Origin of the sequence: Paenibacillus sp. N3/727 (genome assembly GCF_022637315.1) — a bacterium.
GTDB classification, from domain to species: Bacteria; Bacillota; Bacilli; order Paenibacillales; family Paenibacillaceae; genus Paenibacillus_AQ; species Paenibacillus_AQ uliginis.
On the sequence record NZ_CP093336.1, the window covers coordinates 2,944,665 to 2,960,827 of the forward strand.

The 16,163-nt window shown below is 43.2% G+C and carries 17 protein-coding genes; all 17 read left to right on the forward strand.

The features are described 5' to 3' along the window. Positions 1-116: 116 nt before the first annotated feature. The 17 genes from MNQ98_RS13470 (at position 117) to cls (ending at position 16,054) form a co-directional block, all read left to right on the forward strand. Entirely contained in the window at positions 117-509 is a 393-nt protein-coding gene (locus MNQ98_RS13470; protein ID WP_241933622.1) for a DUF2500 domain-containing protein, read from the forward strand. A gap of 31 nt (positions 510-540) precedes the next feature. Then, a complete protein-coding gene (locus tag MNQ98_RS13475) occupies positions 541-1,137 on the forward strand; it encodes an AAA family ATPase (protein WP_241933623.1) in 597 nt (198 codons plus the stop codon). Between the two features lie 17 nt (positions 1,138-1,154). Continuing rightward, positions 1,155-1,724 (forward strand): GNAT family N-acetyltransferase, encoded by a 570-nt coding sequence (locus MNQ98_RS13480; protein ID WP_241933624.1) that lies wholly within the window; start codon positions 1,155-1,157, stop codon positions 1,722-1,724. A 472-nt stretch (positions 1,725-2,196) separates the two neighbouring features. Then, positions 2,197-3,123 carry a metal ABC transporter solute-binding protein, Zn/Mn family gene (locus MNQ98_RS13485; protein WP_241933920.1) on the forward strand — a complete coding sequence of 309 codons (927 nt, stop codon included), beginning with the start codon at positions 2,197-2,199 and terminating at the stop codon, positions 3,121-3,123. Between the two features lie 2 nt (positions 3,124-3,125). Then, entirely contained in the window at positions 3,126-3,854 is a 729-nt protein-coding gene (locus MNQ98_RS13490; protein ID WP_241933625.1) for a metal ABC transporter ATP-binding protein, read from the forward strand. Positions 3,855-3,857: 3 nt separating this feature from the next. Continuing rightward, positions 3,858-4,787 carry a metal ABC transporter permease gene (locus MNQ98_RS13495; RefSeq protein ID WP_241933626.1) on the forward strand — a complete coding sequence of 310 codons (930 nt, stop codon included), beginning with the start codon at positions 3,858-3,860 and terminating at the stop codon, positions 4,785-4,787. A 1-nt stretch (position 4,788) separates the two neighbouring features. Further along, the gene (locus MNQ98_RS13500; protein WP_208914130.1) at positions 4,789-5,667 is read left to right on the forward strand and encodes a metal ABC transporter permease; all 879 of its coding nucleotides are present in this window, start codon (positions 4,789-4,791) and stop codon (positions 5,665-5,667) included. Between the two features lie 379 nt (positions 5,668-6,046). Next, entirely contained in the window at positions 6,047-6,547 is a 501-nt protein-coding gene (locus MNQ98_RS13505) for a GNAT family N-acetyltransferase (RefSeq protein WP_241933627.1), read from the forward strand. Further along, positions 6,537-7,106 carry a GNAT family N-acetyltransferase gene (locus MNQ98_RS13510; protein WP_241933628.1) on the forward strand — a complete coding sequence of 190 codons (570 nt, stop codon included), beginning with the start codon at positions 6,537-6,539 and terminating at the stop codon, positions 7,104-7,106. The genes MNQ98_RS13505 and MNQ98_RS13510 overlap by 11 nt, the downstream gene beginning before the upstream one ends. Positions 7,107-7,113: 7 nt before the next feature. Beyond that, the gene (locus MNQ98_RS13515; protein ID WP_241933629.1) at positions 7,114-7,926 is read left to right on the forward strand and encodes an alpha/beta hydrolase family protein; all 813 of its coding nucleotides are present in this window, start codon (positions 7,114-7,116) and stop codon (positions 7,924-7,926) included. Between the two features lie 69 nt (positions 7,927-7,995). Then, on the forward strand, positions 7,996-8,502 hold the full coding sequence (locus MNQ98_RS13520; protein ID WP_241933630.1) for an NUDIX hydrolase: 507 nt from the start codon (positions 7,996-7,998) through the stop codon (positions 8,500-8,502). 274 nt (positions 8,503-8,776) lie between these two features. Beyond that, positions 8,777-10,354: an alkaline phosphatase family protein gene (locus tag MNQ98_RS13525; protein ID WP_241933921.1), complete on the forward strand. Its 1,578-nt coding sequence runs from the start codon at positions 8,777-8,779 to the stop codon at positions 10,352-10,354. Between the two features lie 385 nt (positions 10,355-10,739). Then, entirely contained in the window at positions 10,740-11,144 is a 405-nt protein-coding gene (locus tag MNQ98_RS13530) for a hypothetical protein (protein WP_241933631.1), read from the forward strand. Next, a complete protein-coding gene (locus MNQ98_RS13535) occupies positions 11,145-11,516 on the forward strand; it encodes an ATP-binding cassette domain-containing protein (RefSeq protein WP_241933632.1) in 372 nt (123 codons plus the stop codon). Between the two features lie 27 nt (positions 11,517-11,543). Beyond that, a complete protein-coding gene (locus MNQ98_RS13540; protein ID WP_241933633.1) occupies positions 11,544-13,328 on the forward strand; it encodes a DUF3658 domain-containing protein in 1,785 nt (594 codons plus the stop codon). Positions 13,329-13,337: 9 nt separating this feature from the next. Next, complete coding sequence (locus tag MNQ98_RS13545; RefSeq protein ID WP_241933634.1) at positions 13,338-14,261, forward strand: VanZ family protein; 924 nt, start codon at positions 13,338-13,340, stop codon at positions 14,259-14,261. 344 nt (positions 14,262-14,605) lie between these two features. Continuing rightward, the gene (gene cls, locus MNQ98_RS13550; protein ID WP_241933635.1) at positions 14,606-16,054 is read left to right on the forward strand and encodes a cardiolipin synthase; all 1,449 of its coding nucleotides are present in this window, start codon (positions 14,606-14,608) and stop codon (positions 16,052-16,054) included. The last annotated feature ends 109 nt before the right edge of the window (positions 16,055-16,163 follow it).

The following is a 16,163-nucleotide window of genomic DNA, read 5'->3' on the forward strand; positions in this document are numbered from 1 at the left end:
CATAATCGTTGAGTCGTAATTAGAGGTATTTTTTTACTGCTGTTTGTAACTATTCCGGGACTAAGGACGTTATTAAAAGTAGCACTGATGGAAAATTAAATGAAGGGAAGATCGAGATGGAGGCATTACGCAGCCCAGGATTCGGCGGAGCTCCGGCATTTATTCCCATGTTTGCTGGCATTGTTGTGGTGGTCGTTGTTATCATCGTTCTTGCCAAAGGAGTTCAAGGCTTGATCACTTGGTCATCTAATAATGCAGCTGAAATGTTGAACAAGCCAAGTGAGATCGTCACTAAACGGACGGAAGTTTGGGGCGGATCTGGCGATTCAAGAGCATCAACAAGTTATTACATTACCTTTGAATTTGAAGATCATTCACGGCAGGAGTTTGAAGTGAAGGCCAAAAAATTCGGGATGCTTGTTGAGGGAGATATTGGTATACTTACATACCAAGGTACCAGATTTATAGATTACGCCCGCTATGATGAACCTGCTAAGGCAGTCGATTAAACTATTAAAAAATACATACCGGAGTGAAATTATGATTATATGGATCAACGGGGCTTTTGGATCGGGAAAAAGCCAGGCTTCTTACGAACTGAATCGAAGAATCCCCGACTCATTTTTGTACGATCCCGAGAATGCAGGTTATTTTATACGTAAAAATGTACCGGATGAATCTAAAGTAAGTGATTTTCAGCATTACCCCATGTGGAGAGAATTTAATTACTCAATGCTACGCTATTTAGATGAGACGTCGTCCCGAATCATAATCGTCCCTATGACGATTACGGATACTCAATACTTTGATGAGATTGTCGGCCGGTTAAGGCGCGAAGGTGTGACTATACATCATTACACGCTCTGTGCTTCAAGGGAAGTCTTACTCAAGCGGCTTAGAAGTCGGGGGGATGGGTCAGATAGCTGGCCAGCTCAGCAAATTGACCGGTGTATTCATGGTTTGTCTCATGAAGTGTTTGGACATAATTTAGACACTGATTCGATGAGCATTGATGCTGTTGTGGAGCAGATTGCCTCTATGTCTGCTATCGATCTTCTTCCAGATCACCGAACGGATACTAGAAAAAGATTGGACCGAATCCTGACGCAGATTAAACAGATTCGTTTATTCAATTGATGAGGGGGCTTAGAATAATGAGCTTGATACTGCTTGAGTTTCCTGAAAGTTTTGAAACGGACCGACTGCTTATTCGTGCCCCGTTATGGGGTGATGGTGTGGCTGTTAACGAAGCTGTCAGGGAGAGTGCGGAAGATCTGCGAAGGTGGCTTCCTTTTGCGAATAACATTCCCTCAGTGGAAGAATCGGAAGCTTTTGTTCGAAAAGCCAGATTGAATTTCCAGGAAAGAACGGATTTGGTACTGCATCTTTTTGATAAACAGACGGGCTCATTCGTGGGCAGCAGCGGTTTACACCGGATCGATTGGGAAGCACGTAAGTTTGAGATCGGGTACTGGATACGCAGCTCATGCTCTGGAAAGGGATTGATGACTGAAGCCGTGAACGGTATTACGGATTACGCTATCCGTGAACTAGAAGCTAATCGGGTTGAGATTCGGGTCGATTACAAAAATACTCGTAGTCAACATATAGCGGAAAGGACTGGTTTTTCGCTTGAAGGTATACATCGGAATTGGAAGAGGGATGGCAGCGGGGAACTTATGGATCTCATGATCTATGCTAAAGTTCGCGGACATGAGTACTAGAACTTCCATAAATCAATTAATAATAGAAAAGCTCCTGTTCAATAATTATCAGGCCTGAAATATTCGGTCGAACAATTATCGAATGGGAGTTTTTTTGTGTTCAATTTGCGATGAGAGTCATATTAAAAAAATATTTTTAATGCAGCTAAAAATGTTTACCTAATGAAAAAAACATGCTCCTGTATATGTGACTTTTTCTGCTGTTTAGGCTGATATTACGCATGTTATAAGGAGTTTCTTCTTTACTATCAGATCCTTGTGTAGGACGAATTAAGCAGGTTTTTAAAAGATATAACCTCTTGACAAATAACTATTTTGAAATTACTTTGGAATTAGAATATATTTTGCCTTAGGGAAAAATATTTGTTGTTGTCCATGTTTGTTTTATGAGGGCACACTATACAAAACTTCCCATACACATTAGGAGGAGAAGAGGGTGAAGAACAAGATGTATCAAAAAACAGCAAAGTTCATGAGTATTATGGTATTAGGGTTTTCACTTGTGCTCGCAGGATGTTCTGCTCGTCAGGAGAAGGCTAATGGGGAATCAGTGGACGGGAAGATCCAGATTGTAACGACCATTGCACAAATTGCGGAGCCGATTTCGGTTATCGGCGGTGACAAGGTGAGTGTGCAGAGTCTGATGGGTCCTGGTGTGGATCCGCATTTGTATAACGCAACACAAGGGGATATTCAGAAGCTTGAAGGCGGTGACGTCGTATTTTACTCCGGTCTGAATCTTGAAGGGAATATGACGGAAATCTTCGAGCAGATCGGTAAGAGCAGACCTGTTCTTGCTATCGGAGAAGTGATACCGAAAGATCAGTTGCTGACGGATGATGCCAAAGCGGTAGATCCGCACATCTGGTTCGATCTGGATTTGTGGAAACAGGCTCTGGATTCTGCCGTTGAAGAGCTTAAGATGTTTTCTCCGGATAACGCAGAATACTTTGAAAGTAACAAGATCAAATATTTCGAAGAGCTCGACGCACTGAGTAAAGAATCTAAGGATAAGCTGGCGCAGATCGAGAAAGACAAACGTGTTATTGTCACGGCACACGATGCTTTTGGTTATTTTGGAAGAATGCATGATATGAAAGTTGTTGGACTACAGGGACTGAGTACTGAGGATGAAATCGGGATCTCTGATATTGACGAGACCATTCAAATACTGCTCGAATACAGCATCCCAGCCGTATTTGTGGAAAGCAGCATAAATCCAAATTCGATAAAAGCGGTCATTGAAGGAGCGGCAAGTAAAGGGCTGAACGTTAAACTCGGCGGTGAACTGTTCTCGGATGCAATGGGGAAAGAGGGAACACCTGAAGGCACTTATATTGGAATGTATCGCCATAATGTGGACACGATTTATAAATCATTAACAGGAAAAGGTGAGTGATTATGTCTGTACTTAACGTTCAAGGATTAACGGCATCTTATCGTAAAAACAAAGTGCTGAACGATGTCACATTTGATGTTCAGCCGGGCTCACTGACCAGTATCGTAGGGCCGAATGGTGCGGGGAAATCTACGCTTCTAAAGGTCATGCTGGAGCTTCACCCGAAACTTTCAGGCACCGTCAGCTTCTTCGGTTCTACACTCAGTAAAACAAAGACACGTGTTGGATATGTTCCGCAGCGCGGGTCAGTAGATTGGGATTTCCCGACCAATGCACTGGATGTTGTCATGATGGGACTGTATGGTCAGGTCGGATGGCTGAAATGGCCTAAGCGCAGTCACAAAGAAAAAGCCATGGCATCACTTGAGCAGATGGGGATGGCAGACTATGCGGAGCGGCAGATCAGTCAGCTATCCGGGGGACAGCAGCAGCGGGTGTTTCTGGCTCGTGCTTTGGTACAGGAAGCGGATTTGTATTTCATGGATGAACCGCTGGCTGGCGTAGATGCGGCCACAGAACGTGCCATCATGACGACATTGAAGGAGCTAAAGATGTCAGGTAAAACGGTGATGGTTGTCCATCACGACCTCCAAACCGTAGAGGACTATTTCGATCATGTGCTGCTTCTAAACCGAGGTGTCGTGGCCCACGGCAAGACGGAGGACGTCTTTACAAAAGAAAATGTGTACAAAGCTTATGGCGGGGCACTGCGCTGGATGAAGGAGGCGTAAAGAATGGATACGCTTTTTTCACCGAATACACAATGGGTTCTCTTAAGTACATTGATTCTTGGGATGGCAGCGGGAGTTATTGGATGCCTCGCTTATTGGAAACGACAAAGCTTGATGAGTGATGCGTTATCACATGCGGCATTGCCTGGTGTTGTAATTGCCTTTGCACTCTCCGGAACGAAAAGTCTACCTGTTATGATCGCAGGGGCAGCCGTAAGTTCCTTGATCGGTGCTTTCATGATCCAATGGATCCGCTCCTCGTCCCGGATCAAGGAAGATACAGCCATGGGCATGATTCTGTCAGTGTTTTTCGGCTTTGGAATTATGCTGCTGACTATCGTTAACCGATCGGCCGGAGGTAACCAGAGTGGTCTGGACAGTTTTATTTTTGGCCAGGCGGCTTCCATGGTGCGTCAGGATGTCTACACCATGCTAATGCTAGCAGTGCTCGTCATGCTCGTTGTGTTCATCGCCTTCAAGGAATGGAAGCTGTTCTTGTTCGATCCTGATTTTGCCAAAGGATTGGGCTTGTCCGGCCGTCTTATGAACTCTGTCTACTTGGCCGTTCTTGTACTTGTAATCGTCATCGGCATTCAGGCGGTAGGCGTCATATTGATGTCGGCACTGCTAATCATTCCAGCTGTCAGCGCCCGCTACTGGACACACTCCTTTAAATGGATGGTTATCCTGTCGGCGATATTCGGCGGGGGAGCGGGAATGACGGGAACGATGATCAGCACGCTTGGCAAAGGATGGCCTACCGGGCCGTTCATCGTCGTCTCATCGTCTGTATTATTTGTTATATCGCTTGTGTTCGGCGCAGAGAAAGGGCTGTTGATTCAAGCCTTGCAGCTTCGCTCGCAGAAAAAGCAGCATGCTGGGCAAGCTCAAGTCTGGTCCAGACAGACCGTTTCGATTAAGGAGGCGGATTAAGATGAGTTATACAGCGTGGATATTACTTACCGCTTCTCTTGTCGGCTTATCCTGCGGTATTATCGGCGTATTTCTTATTTTGCGCCGAATGGCAATGATGGCGGATGCCATCAGCCATACGGTTTTGCTCGGCATCGTCACCGCTTTTCTGATCACCCGGGAGCTTAGGGGAACTCATATGCTGGTAGGAGCCATCATTGCAGGCTTGTTGACCGCCGTGCTTGTGCAGTGGTTTCACTCACGAGGTGTTCAGCAGGATGCCTCCATCGGAGTGGTGTTTACAACGATGTTTGCGGTTGGAGTCATTCTTATTGCCACCCAAGTTGGGAATGCCCACTTGGATGTGAAGCACGCGTTGATGGGTGAGATTACCTTTGTGCCGTGGAACAAAATCCAGATTCCTTGGCTTGGAGAAGTCCCTGAGGCGACATTTATTCTGTCCGTCGTATTGCTGGTAGTTATCTTGGTTATTCTCGCATTCTATAAGGAATGGAAGATCACTTCATTTGACCCTGCTCTAGCGGCAAGCATTGGTATACCCGTTGTTCTTATGCATTACGTGTTTATGTCACTTGTATCTGTGACAACCGTTGCTGCATTTGATGCGGTAGGCGCGATTATGGTCGTTGCTATGTTAATTACACCGGCTGCCGCTGCCTACTTATGGACTGATCGCATGTCGATCATGTTAGTGCTGAGTGCTACATTCGGTGTTGTATCGGCGGTCGCTGGGTACTACATTGCGGTATGGCTAGACACCTCCATCTCCGGATCAATGGCATTTGCTACCGGAATCGTGTTCCTGCTCAGTTTCCTTCTGTCGCCTAAACATGGAATACTGTCCCGTTATCTAAGACCGTATACAGTGTCAGATGCGTAGCTAGACAGGTCCTTGAACCTTGTGCTTGATACGAATGGATCGGTTCAATTGTGATTTTTCATTCACTGCACCTTGTTCTATTAATTTTTGGAGTCGAACCGATTCAACCTTATTTTTAAACTGTCCGGGTTGCAGTGATTGTATGATTTCACGTGTTCTGCGTCCTACTGCTATCCGGTATGACAATAATGCTTCAATGTCCATACATAAAACCGTAGAGCCTTAAGCTCTTCGGTTTTTGTGTGTGCTAAGCATTTGTGATTACAAATTATAACATTTTAGAGTCATTTTGATGATACAATAGAGAACAAATCCTGGGAATACAAAACGTTACACATGTGATAGCTCAGGTTACACTATTATAAGGTATGTGATCAGAATGGATTATAAATTATATCTTGCTGCCAAAGATGAAAAAGATATTTTTGCAAATTTAATGCAGTATTACTTTTACGACTTTTCGGAATTTATCGATATTGATGTGGAAGGCGACGGACAGTTCGATTACTACCCTCACCTGGATAGCTATTGGTCCGAAACAGCCATCCGTTTTCCTTATCTACTGAAGATAAACGGTAAATATGCTGGTTTTGCTCTTGTCAGACAAATTCAAACGGAGGAGAAGACGTATTTCTCCATGGCCGAGTTTTTTATCATGAAAAAATACCGCCGGTCTGGTGTTGGTAAACAGGTCGCCAAAGAGTTGTTTGATCTACATCCAGGAGCATGGGAAGTGTTCCAATTAGCAACGAATATACCTGCTCAGCGTTTCTGGACCAAGGTTATTTCGGAGTACACAAAAAGTGAATATCAAGAACACGATGATAACGGAAAGAAAACCCAAAAATTTATATCGGGAGAGGTTGGGTATGTATATTGAGACAGAGCGGCTTGTAATCCGCGATTTTATCAAGGAAGATTGGCAAGAAGTTCATGCTTATGCCTCCAACTTGAAGGTCGCGGAGTATATGATCTGGGGACCGAACACTGAGGAAGAGACACTGGAATATATCGATCGGGTGATAGCTATGCAGGAAGCTGTACCGCGTGTAGGATATGAGCTTGGCGTCTCTCTTAAGGAGAATGGAAAAATCATCGGCGGCTGCGGGTTACATATGGAAGGAAAGAATGCGGAGATTGGCTATTGTTTTCATCCGGATTACTGGGGCAAAGGATACGCATCGGAAACGGCTAAAGCCATGTTAACCTTAGGATTTCAAGAGTTGGGTGCTCATCGAATCTATGCAACCTGCCGGCCGGCAAACATCGGATCAGCCGGTGTAATGATCCGTAACGGCATGATTAAGGAAGGGCATTTACGGGAGCATATGTATCACAAGGGTAAATACCATGACTCATATCTATACTCGATATTAAAGGATGAGTTTGATAGGAGTCTTCTGGCAAGTGCTACTAATATCAAAGTAATTGAAAGGTAAGAACTAAATGAAACGAATAATAACTGAACAATACAATATTCAAAATATCCCTCTGTTTACGGTATATCCTGAAGGGCTGGAGGCTATGCCTGTAGTCATCTATCTTCACGGTTATTTTGGAACCCGAAAACAAGGTCTTGAGTTGGGTCACCGACTGGCAGAGCAAGGCATATACTTTATTTCTTTTGATGCAATGGATCATGGAGAACGACTGTCTATCAAGAAAATGGATGGTGCGAGACAGATCTATCCGGCGGATACCGGTCTGGATACGTGGCTGCATATGATTGAAGTGGTTCAACAGAGCTGCAAAGATATAAACCTTATTATTGAGAATCTTCACAATGATCCAAGAGCAGATACCAAGCGACTAGGTGTGACCGGCATGTCCATGGGTGGATACGCGACATACTCAATTTTAGCTCAGGATGATCGTGTGAAAGCAGCCGTCCCCATGATCGGATTACCTGCTTTTCTCAAACGCTTCGAAGATGTATGGCTTGAGACCTCAACCTATTCGAAATGGTCTGACGAACTGTGTAAATCACATGAAGAGACCTTGAAAATTATGAGAAATATAGCGGATATTGATCCGGAAAAACGAATTAAGAACTTTTATCCCAAGCCGCTCCTTATACTTGCAGGAGATCAGGACTTGGATCAGCCGAAAAAATACACCATTGATCTATATAGGGAGTTAAAAAGCGTATATGCACAGAAGTCTGATCAATTAAAGTTATCCGTTCATGATGGTGTAGGGCACTATGTATCTCAGAGTATGATGGAAGAAGCATGCCAATGGTTTATTAAGTATTTGTAATCTCAAGCTAACTGCTGATGAGATTTCTACATGTGAAATGAGATATGTTAGGAATTGGAGAACAAAACAATGGAAGATAAGCAGATCTTACTAAGTAAGAATGGCGTTACGATTTACGAAGATAGCTATGGCAAGGTGTATTTCTCCAAACAAAATCCGGAATCCGTTGTTATTCTGGCCAGAGATGGCAACCAGTTCATCTTGATCCGTCAATTCCGAAAAGCGGTAGACTGCCATATCGTACAGCTGCCGGGCGGAGGCGTAGAATCAGGAGAAGATTTGGAAGCGGCTGCACGACGTGAATTTTTAGAAGAAACAGGAATGCAGTGCGGCACTATGATCTATCTTGGAAAGCTGTTTCCCGCTTCTTGGAGATGCAATGAGATTGCCCATGTTTATTATACCGAAGAAGTGATTAGTGCCAAGGATCAGCAGCTTGAAGATTATGAGAATATCGCAGTTATACGCTTGGACGTTCAGGATTGTATCCGCCAGATTAAAGAGAATGAGATTCAAGACTCAGAGCTGATCTACGCGATATTGCAGTTGAAGTTACGAGGTTATTTGGAGGTTTAATTCGGAGTCTGCGAAGCTTACCGGTTATAAAAATGCTGGAAAAGTGGCCGTCTTTATCTACCGGATTTTGAATTTATAGATAGTTTGAGTTTCCTGCGGTAGAAGGCTGCCCTAGCTACAGTTTGACTGTAGTATGGGGCAGCCTTTTTAGATATATCAGAATTTCGAACTGTCGAATTGGTGAGTATAAAAGTTAGCATATGACGTACTCTATACATTGTAAACTTTTGACTCTTCGTGATTAGGTAGGTGAACGGTATTCTTGCGTAAAAAAATGGTTCGGATGGTGCTGCTGCTCTTTGTTTTAATCGCGGTCTTTGGATGCCAAAAGCAGGAAACGAAAACGAAAGAACAAGATCTAACCCAAGTGAAGTCGATTAACGGAGAACATGAAAAGAAAGTCATATTTCTGTTGGTTGATTCTTTAATGGCTCAAGCGATCGATAGAGGAATCGAACAAAATGAGCTTCCCACATTACGATATTTAATTGAACATGGTCAGTATTACAAGGACGTGGTTACCTCTTTTCCAACGATGTCCGTAACAATCGATAGCTCTCTGCTGACAGGAACTTATCCGGATGGTCATCATGTGCCGGGACTTGTATGGTATTCCTCGGACGATAAGAAAGTGATCAATTACGGAACTGGGCCGATTGAAGTGCTCAAACATGGAATCGATCCGGTTATGGTTGACGCATTAATTAACTTGAACGGCAAACACCTGAATCAGCAACAACCTACCATTTTCGAAGACTTGGCTCGACATGGACTGAAATCCGGTTCGATCAACGGTTTGATATACCGGGGAACTAAGGATCATACGCTGTCGATTCCACCGTGGATTCAAGGCCCTACTATCTTGCCAAAAGAAATCAAAGTGAAAGGACCAGATTATTTGGCCCTTGGTTCATTGACGAATCCACTAGAAGGCATTCAAAATCTGCCTGATGGTCTAACGCGTCGTATAGGCATAAACAATTCATATTCAGTGGAAACGTTAAAATATTTGATAAAAGCAAATAAATTGCCAGATTTTTTATATGTTTATCTACCTGATTTAGATCAGAAACTTCATAAAAAAGGTCCGTCTGATTTAAATGGAGTCAAAAAAGTGGACCAACAGCTTCACTCATTGTTGCAAACATTCGGTTCGCCGGAAGAAGCCTTAAGCAAAGCGATTTTTATTATCGCAGGGGATAGTGGAATGACCCAAATTCTACCTGCCCGAGATAACCCAGTTATCGATTTGCCTACCCTTTTCAAGGATTATCATGTTTTGCGACCAGGTGACACGGTAACGGACGAAACAGAGATCATCCTTGCCGTAAATGAAACGATGGCTTATGTATATAAGCTTAATACGGATAAATCGTTAAGAAGCATAGCTAACTTATTGAGTGCTGACCCACGCGTAGATATTGTTTCATGGAAAGAAAACAATTGGATTCACGCAGTTCAAGGAGAAACATCCAGAGAGGTCATGTTTAAAGGCAGTGGACAGCTACTTGATCCTTACCAACAAAAATGGACGATCGAACATGATCCGGATGTGCTGGATATAAAAATCGATACTGCGAATCATACGATAAACTATGGTCAGTACCCTGATGTATTGCAGAGATTATCTGGGGCTTTGAGTTCTCACTCGGGTGAATTTTTAGTTGTTACTGCAAAGCCAGGCTATGAATTGGCAGACAGAAGCTCTCCGACGCACATTGGCGGTGGAGGCCATGGGTCTATTCGTCAAGAAGAATCGTTGATTCCTCTTATCGTGTGCGGAACTGATCAAAAACCTCAATATTTGCGAATCGTTGATTTAAAATCATTTCTGCTTAAATTATTTTTCTGAAAAAGACTCGCGCTCGCTTTTATAGCGACGCAGAGTCTTTTTGTTTTAAAAGCTATACTGCGATTGTCTGAACCAAGCGAAAAATCAAGGGAACTGCCGTCTGATTGATGCAGTTAAGGCTATAGCAGAAAAGGAATCTGTACAAAAAGATCGAAATTCTGCATCGTCAACCACCAGTTTTTCGAAGATAGATGGTCCATTTCAGACCGGTTACTGGTCGGAAACTCTAGATTCTGACCCGTCAACCGCCAATTATTTAATGGCCGATGGTCCATTTCAAGCTGATTACCTAACGCAGACTCAAGAATCCACCCCGTCAACCGCCAATTTTTCGAAGATGGATAGTCCATTTAAATATAATGATCTGTTTCTATGGATTATAGGGTTGACTCTAATCATACTGGGCGCCGTTGTCTATGCCTTTCGTCCACGTGATGAGCGTACGATGATCCTGCAACAGTTGGGAAAATATAGTATGATAGAGCAGACACTAGCACGTCTTGTGCTGGTCACTTGTTTTCAAATTTTGGTCGATTTTCCGTTGTCACTGTTACTTATGGATCAAGGTGCTCATGTCTCCATGCTTCATTTTTACATCTGGAAAGCTGTAGTTATGCTCTTTTCCATCGGAATTATTGTAGAGGTTGGGAACGCATGTTCTTATACCGTAGAAATGTTGACTTCTCCGCAGTCCAATGACTTCTATATCATCCGGTGGTTTATGTTGTTTACTGCTGCTGTTGTATTATTCGTCTTCCTCTTGAGTCAGCGAAAGCGGGGGAATGAGTAGATGAAGCTGATCTCAATTGAATGTGATCATGTGACCGCGAACCGGGATGGGAACAGGGTTGTTGACGGTATAACGTTATCTATTTATCGAGGCATTACCTATCTAATCGGACCTAACGGCTCTGGCAAAAGTTTATTCATTCAGCTTCTGACAACTGTTGTTACTCCTGACCATGGTTCAGTGGTGTACTTTGAATGGCATACCAAACAAATGTTCTATAATCGTAAAATGACCAGTGACCAGTTATTTGCCTCACCGAAAGAAGGACAAAGCTCGGCAAACTATCCGGAGGCCAGAGACAAAGAGTCGGCTTACTCCAAGCGCTTATCGGTATCAGACCGTTCACCCATCATACAGCAGATTATTGAGTAAAAATACATAGGAGGTGCTTATATCGTTATGAGTAATCAACACGATGAAGTACTGAAACAAGCAAGACTTTTTGTAAGAAAAGAACTGGAGCATGACAGTAGCGGCCACGATTGGTGGCATATCGTCCGTGTAACCCGGACCGCCAAAATGCTCGCTATGACAGAAGGCGCAGATGAATACATATGCGAATTGTCTGCACTGCTGCACGATATTGCAGATGAGAAACTGAACGAATCGAAAGAAGCTGGAATGAATAAAGTGTTGAACTGGCTCATGCAGGCCGGCGTTGCATCAGATGTGCAGGAACATGTTCTGGATATTATCGCTACGATGTCGTTCGGTAACCGTGCAGGGGAGCCTCCGACGACACTGGAAGGCAGGATTGTTCAGGATGCGGACAGGCTGGATGCCTTGGGTGCTATCGGTATATCCCGCACATTTGCCTACTCCGGCTGGAAAGGTCAGGCCATTTATGATCCTGAGCTTAAACCCAGAGATAGCTTTACTCGGGAAGAATACCGCAGTGGTCGAAGTACGGCTATTAATCACTTCTATGAAAAGCTGTTAAAGCTAAAATCAATGATGAACACCGATGCCGCTAGGGTGCTGGCTGAGGATCGGCATGAACGAATGAAACAGTTTTTATGGTCGTTTGATTTGGAGTGGGGACTCGCTAATGAATCATACATAGAAGAGACCCTGAAATTTCGTGGCGAGCTTCAGCGGGTTCATATCGTCTTCGATGCATCTTCGTCAGGCTCCCTTCGAATGGCTCTTCGCGATCATCCAGGTGAGGTGCCTGTCATGCTGGAAGATAATCTGATGGTAGGACCTCTACCAGATGTTAGTGATCCTCAAGGAGCTGCAGATCGAATGAGCTGGTTCCGCGAGAGGTCCTCCGAGACAGAAGAGCGCGACGAGTTGATGGATACGCTTATGAAAGCAGCGTTCGCGTGGAAGTCTATGCCGGATCAGCTTGCCAAGTTTCCACTTGTCATTTGGGCAGGAGGTTCCGCTTCAGAGCAAACGGGTCTAAGAAGACTAATAGCTACTCTACCTCGGGAAGCTCATGTTTCTGTCATTCATACAACCGACGCCTTAAGTTCTGAGACGGTTCAATATTCTCATACAGGTGAAATTGTACATAGTAAACTAGCGTTGCTTTTGGGCAGTGAACAGGTTCTTACCTTGCGGGCCAAAGATGATCTGGCTCAAGATTGGTTTCGTTTGACGGCAGAACAAGGTACACTTCGGGTTCTTAAAGATAAGAAGCTGCAGACCGTACCCGAAAGTTATTTTGATCACAATATTTTGGAAGCCTCATTGGAGTTAGGTGCATTGGATGGTACCTTCAAAAAATCAGCCCGTATTATCGGACAAGTGATTGGGTATTCGGAGCAGCGGGTTTCGGATTCTTTCATCGAGTATCGAGTGCGCGAGCTCATTCATGATGGATTGCTGGATTATGAGGGGGAACTCACTGCCATGCGATATTACAGCATCTCTCTGAACGAGAAGGGAGTAAAAGCTGCAGGTGGTTCATCTAACCCTCGGTCCGCACAATATGCTATCCTCAAGTCTGCTCTGGAAGGTCTGGGCGAAACCCATTTTGAAGAAAAAACCATGGTAGATGAACTTCGGAAGCTTGTATATAATGAATCCGATCAAAATGTTGAGCAAGATGATCTTCGGGCTCAGCTTGCGGAAATCATTGATAGCTACCAGAATCATTTTGAGAAGCGGGTAGAGTTATTGGATGTTCTCGCAAATATGACTCAGCGATACAGCAACAACAAGAATGTACGAGATTGAGGAGATATTATGGAAGCGAAATTCCGGAAACTCATATTTGCAGGAACCATTTCATACACAATTTTAATTTTATTTTTTATGTTCTTTGCTTTTAATAGAATAGATCATGCTCATGAATACAGTGAATATGGATACACATTTATGCTTGTTCCAGAAGCAGTTCCGCTTCAATTTCCAAAACTAACTTTTTCATGGTTATACGACTTTGGAAATATTGCTGCTTTTATCCCTTTTGGAGTACTAATTCCCCTGTTGTATCGTATACGCTTTGGGAAGTTCATAACCTTCTTTATCTTAGCGATTCTCGTTCTGGAAACACTGCAAACTTTAACATATCTTGGTACCTTTGATGTAGATGATGTTATATCCAATACTTTAGGTGCAGTGATTGGCTATGTTACATATAGAGTTGGATTTTCTTCAAAAATTTCTTGTAAAAAGCTCTTTGTTTCGGCTCTATCTATTGTTATATTTCTAGTTGGAATAATGGTGATCTCTGAAACCATCAACTATGTTATAGAAAAAAGAGAAGGCCCTATTCATGCATTAACTGATGTGATAGAAATTACAGGAACTACGCCTATGACTGAGAACCTTCCAAGTTTCACCGTAGCAGGTAAGAGAATAGAGCCTAAAATGAACGTGTACAGCAGTGAAGGGGAATCAAACAAAAAATACGACTATATTCTAGGGAACAAAAAAGATGTCTGGCTTCATTTCAATTTCGGCATTCCCGACGCTGGAGACTTTAAGGGTGAAGTCAAAATAATCGTAGATGGGCAAGAAAGACTTCACTCAAACGAACAATATAGTCAAGAGGCAGAGGCTGTAGAGTGGCATTTTGACAAGGTAAGCCAAATTACAATTATAGTTTCCGGAAACGCTAAGGTGTGGGACGTTGAAATCAGTGAAATGAAACATTGGTGGGAGTGAAGAACAAACACGCAACGAATAGAAACCGCGATAATCGCGGCCAGGCTGTCAAGAAAGTCTCGACAGCCTTCTTTTATGTCTTTATCATTTAATGTGACACCGCGTTAATGTATAAAGTAGAGGTAACTATGTTTAGAAGATGGTGTCCCGCTCGTGACACGTCCCACTAAGTGTACTAATTTACGTCAAATTTGCGAAGTGATAAAAACAATGTCAATTAAGTAAGATTGTGGCTATAATCTGGACAGTAGTGCCACCATATTGGTATGCTTATGCTTGCTGCCCTATATCCATTGGATATGGAGCGAGTTTAATACATAAAATATATTTGAAGGAAGATTGATATGAACATCACAACCTGGCTGCTTGGGCTAATTATTTTTTTGAACATTGTATTTGCGTTCGTCGTTATTTTTCAGGAGAGAAGAGACGTCGGAGCAACCTGGGCATGGCTGCTGGTGCTGCTGTTAATCCCTATTGCCGGTTTTATGCTGTATTTATTCTTTGCCCAGAACTTCAGACGCAAGAAGTTGTTTTATTGGGACGACATTAAAAAAAGAGGTTTGGATCGGGGCTTGAAATCCCAAGTGTCACAGTTTCGATCGCAACAGTTTCAGTTCCGGAATTACTCTTCAGCTCTTTATAAAGATTTAATCACCATGAACCTGCTTAATAATCAAGCTGTGCTCAGTGAAGATAATCAGGTGAAGATTTATACGGATGGTAAGGAGAAGTTTGCAGCTTTGTTTAGAGATATCGAGGAGGCTACAGATTTTATCCATGTTCAGTACTATATTATTCAGAAGGACAATCTGGGCAGACAATTGATGGAGTTGTTGACCCAGAAGGCCAAAGAAGGCGTGAAAGTCCGTGTACTGTATGATGAGCTTGGTTCCAGACGGATCAATAAAAAGTTTCTTAAAGATCTTCGTGATGCCGGCGGACAAGCTGAAGCATTCTTCCCGTCCAAATTTCGTCTTATCAATATTCGTCTGAATTACCGGAATCACCGCAAGCTGGTCATTATCGATGGTAAAATCGGTTACGTGGGCGGGTTTAACGTAGGTGATGAATATCTCGGACTTGATCCTAAATTCGGCTATTGGCGGGATACACATCTTAGAATTGAAGGAACTGCCGTGTATTCAATACAGACCAGGTTCATACTGGATTGGAATCAGGCTTCCCATATTCACGATATTACTTACTTCCCAAGTCTGTTTCCTCATATTCCGGCCAAAGGCGATGTGGGCATTCAGATTGTAACCAGCGGACCCGAATCGGAGTACGAACATATCAAGAACGGCTATTTGAAAATGATCACCTCGGCTCGTAAGTCCATCTACATTCAAACACCATATTTTATTCCAGATGCAAGTGTCCTTGACGCCTTGAAAGTCGCTTCCTTGTCCGGGGTAGAAGTGAATATAATGATTCCGGATAAACCGGATCATATGTTTGTGTACTGGGCTACACTTTCTTATATTGGAGAACTGCTAAAGGCTGGCGCGAACGTCTATCTATACAGCAATGGATTTATCCACGCCAAAACATTAGTGGTCGACGAAGAAATCGCATCTGTGGGAACAGCCAATGTTGATTTCCGAAGCTTCAAACTCAATTTTGAGGTGAATGCTTTTGTATATGATGAAGGAATAGCCCAGCAGTTAAGTCATGAATTCAGGCAGGATATTTCCGTATCCACATTGTTAACGATGGAGAAATATTTGGAACGCTCGCGATGGATTCGGATAAAAGAGTCTATATCGCGTCTGTTGTCACCAATTTTGTAAGGAAGCAGCGCCGTATGATAATAACCAATTATCCCTTTTTTATTTGAATTGGAAAATACGAGATTAATGAATATGCTAAACCAATAGCGCCCCTGCGAGGGGCGTTTTT

Excerpts from the sequence above, each read along its gene's own strand:
- MNQ98_RS13470 (WP_241933622.1), top strand. The coding sequence starts at position 117 with ATGGAGGCATTACGCAGCCCAGGATTCGGCGGAGCTCCGGCATTTATT.
- MNQ98_RS13475 (WP_241933623.1), top strand. The coding sequence starts at position 541 with ATGATTATATGGATCAACGGGGCTTTTGGATCGGGAAAAAGCCAGGCT.
- MNQ98_RS13480 (WP_241933624.1), top strand. The coding sequence starts at position 1,155 with ATGAGCTTGATACTGCTTGAGTTTCCTGAAAGTTTTGAAACGGACCGA.
- MNQ98_RS13485 (WP_241933920.1), top strand. The coding sequence starts at position 2,197 with ATGAGTATTATGGTATTAGGGTTTTCACTTGTGCTCGCAGGATGTTCT.
- MNQ98_RS13490 (WP_241933625.1), top strand. The coding sequence starts at position 3,126 with ATGTCTGTACTTAACGTTCAAGGATTAACGGCATCTTATCGTAAAAAC.
- MNQ98_RS13495 (WP_241933626.1), top strand. The coding sequence starts at position 3,858 with ATGGATACGCTTTTTTCACCGAATACACAATGGGTTCTCTTAAGTACA.
- MNQ98_RS13500 (WP_208914130.1), top strand. The coding sequence starts at position 4,789 with ATGAGTTATACAGCGTGGATATTACTTACCGCTTCTCTTGTCGGCTTA.
- MNQ98_RS13505 (WP_241933627.1), top strand. The coding sequence starts at position 6,047 with ATGGATTATAAATTATATCTTGCTGCCAAAGATGAAAAAGATATTTTT.
- MNQ98_RS13510 (WP_241933628.1), top strand. The coding sequence starts at position 6,537 with ATGTATATTGAGACAGAGCGGCTTGTAATCCGCGATTTTATCAAGGAA.
- MNQ98_RS13515 (WP_241933629.1), top strand. The coding sequence starts at position 7,114 with ATGAAACGAATAATAACTGAACAATACAATATTCAAAATATCCCTCTG.
- MNQ98_RS13520 (WP_241933630.1), top strand. The coding sequence starts at position 7,996 with ATGGAAGATAAGCAGATCTTACTAAGTAAGAATGGCGTTACGATTTAC.
- MNQ98_RS13525 (WP_241933921.1), top strand. The coding sequence starts at position 8,777 with ATGGTTCGGATGGTGCTGCTGCTCTTTGTTTTAATCGCGGTCTTTGGA.
- MNQ98_RS13535 (WP_241933632.1), top strand. The coding sequence starts at position 11,145 with ATGAAGCTGATCTCAATTGAATGTGATCATGTGACCGCGAACCGGGAT.
- MNQ98_RS13540 (WP_241933633.1), top strand. The coding sequence starts at position 11,544 with ATGAGTAATCAACACGATGAAGTACTGAAACAAGCAAGACTTTTTGTA.
- MNQ98_RS13545 (WP_241933634.1), top strand. The coding sequence starts at position 13,338 with ATGGAAGCGAAATTCCGGAAACTCATATTTGCAGGAACCATTTCATAC.
- cls (WP_241933635.1), top strand. The coding sequence starts at position 14,606 with ATGAACATCACAACCTGGCTGCTTGGGCTAATTATTTTTTTGAACATT.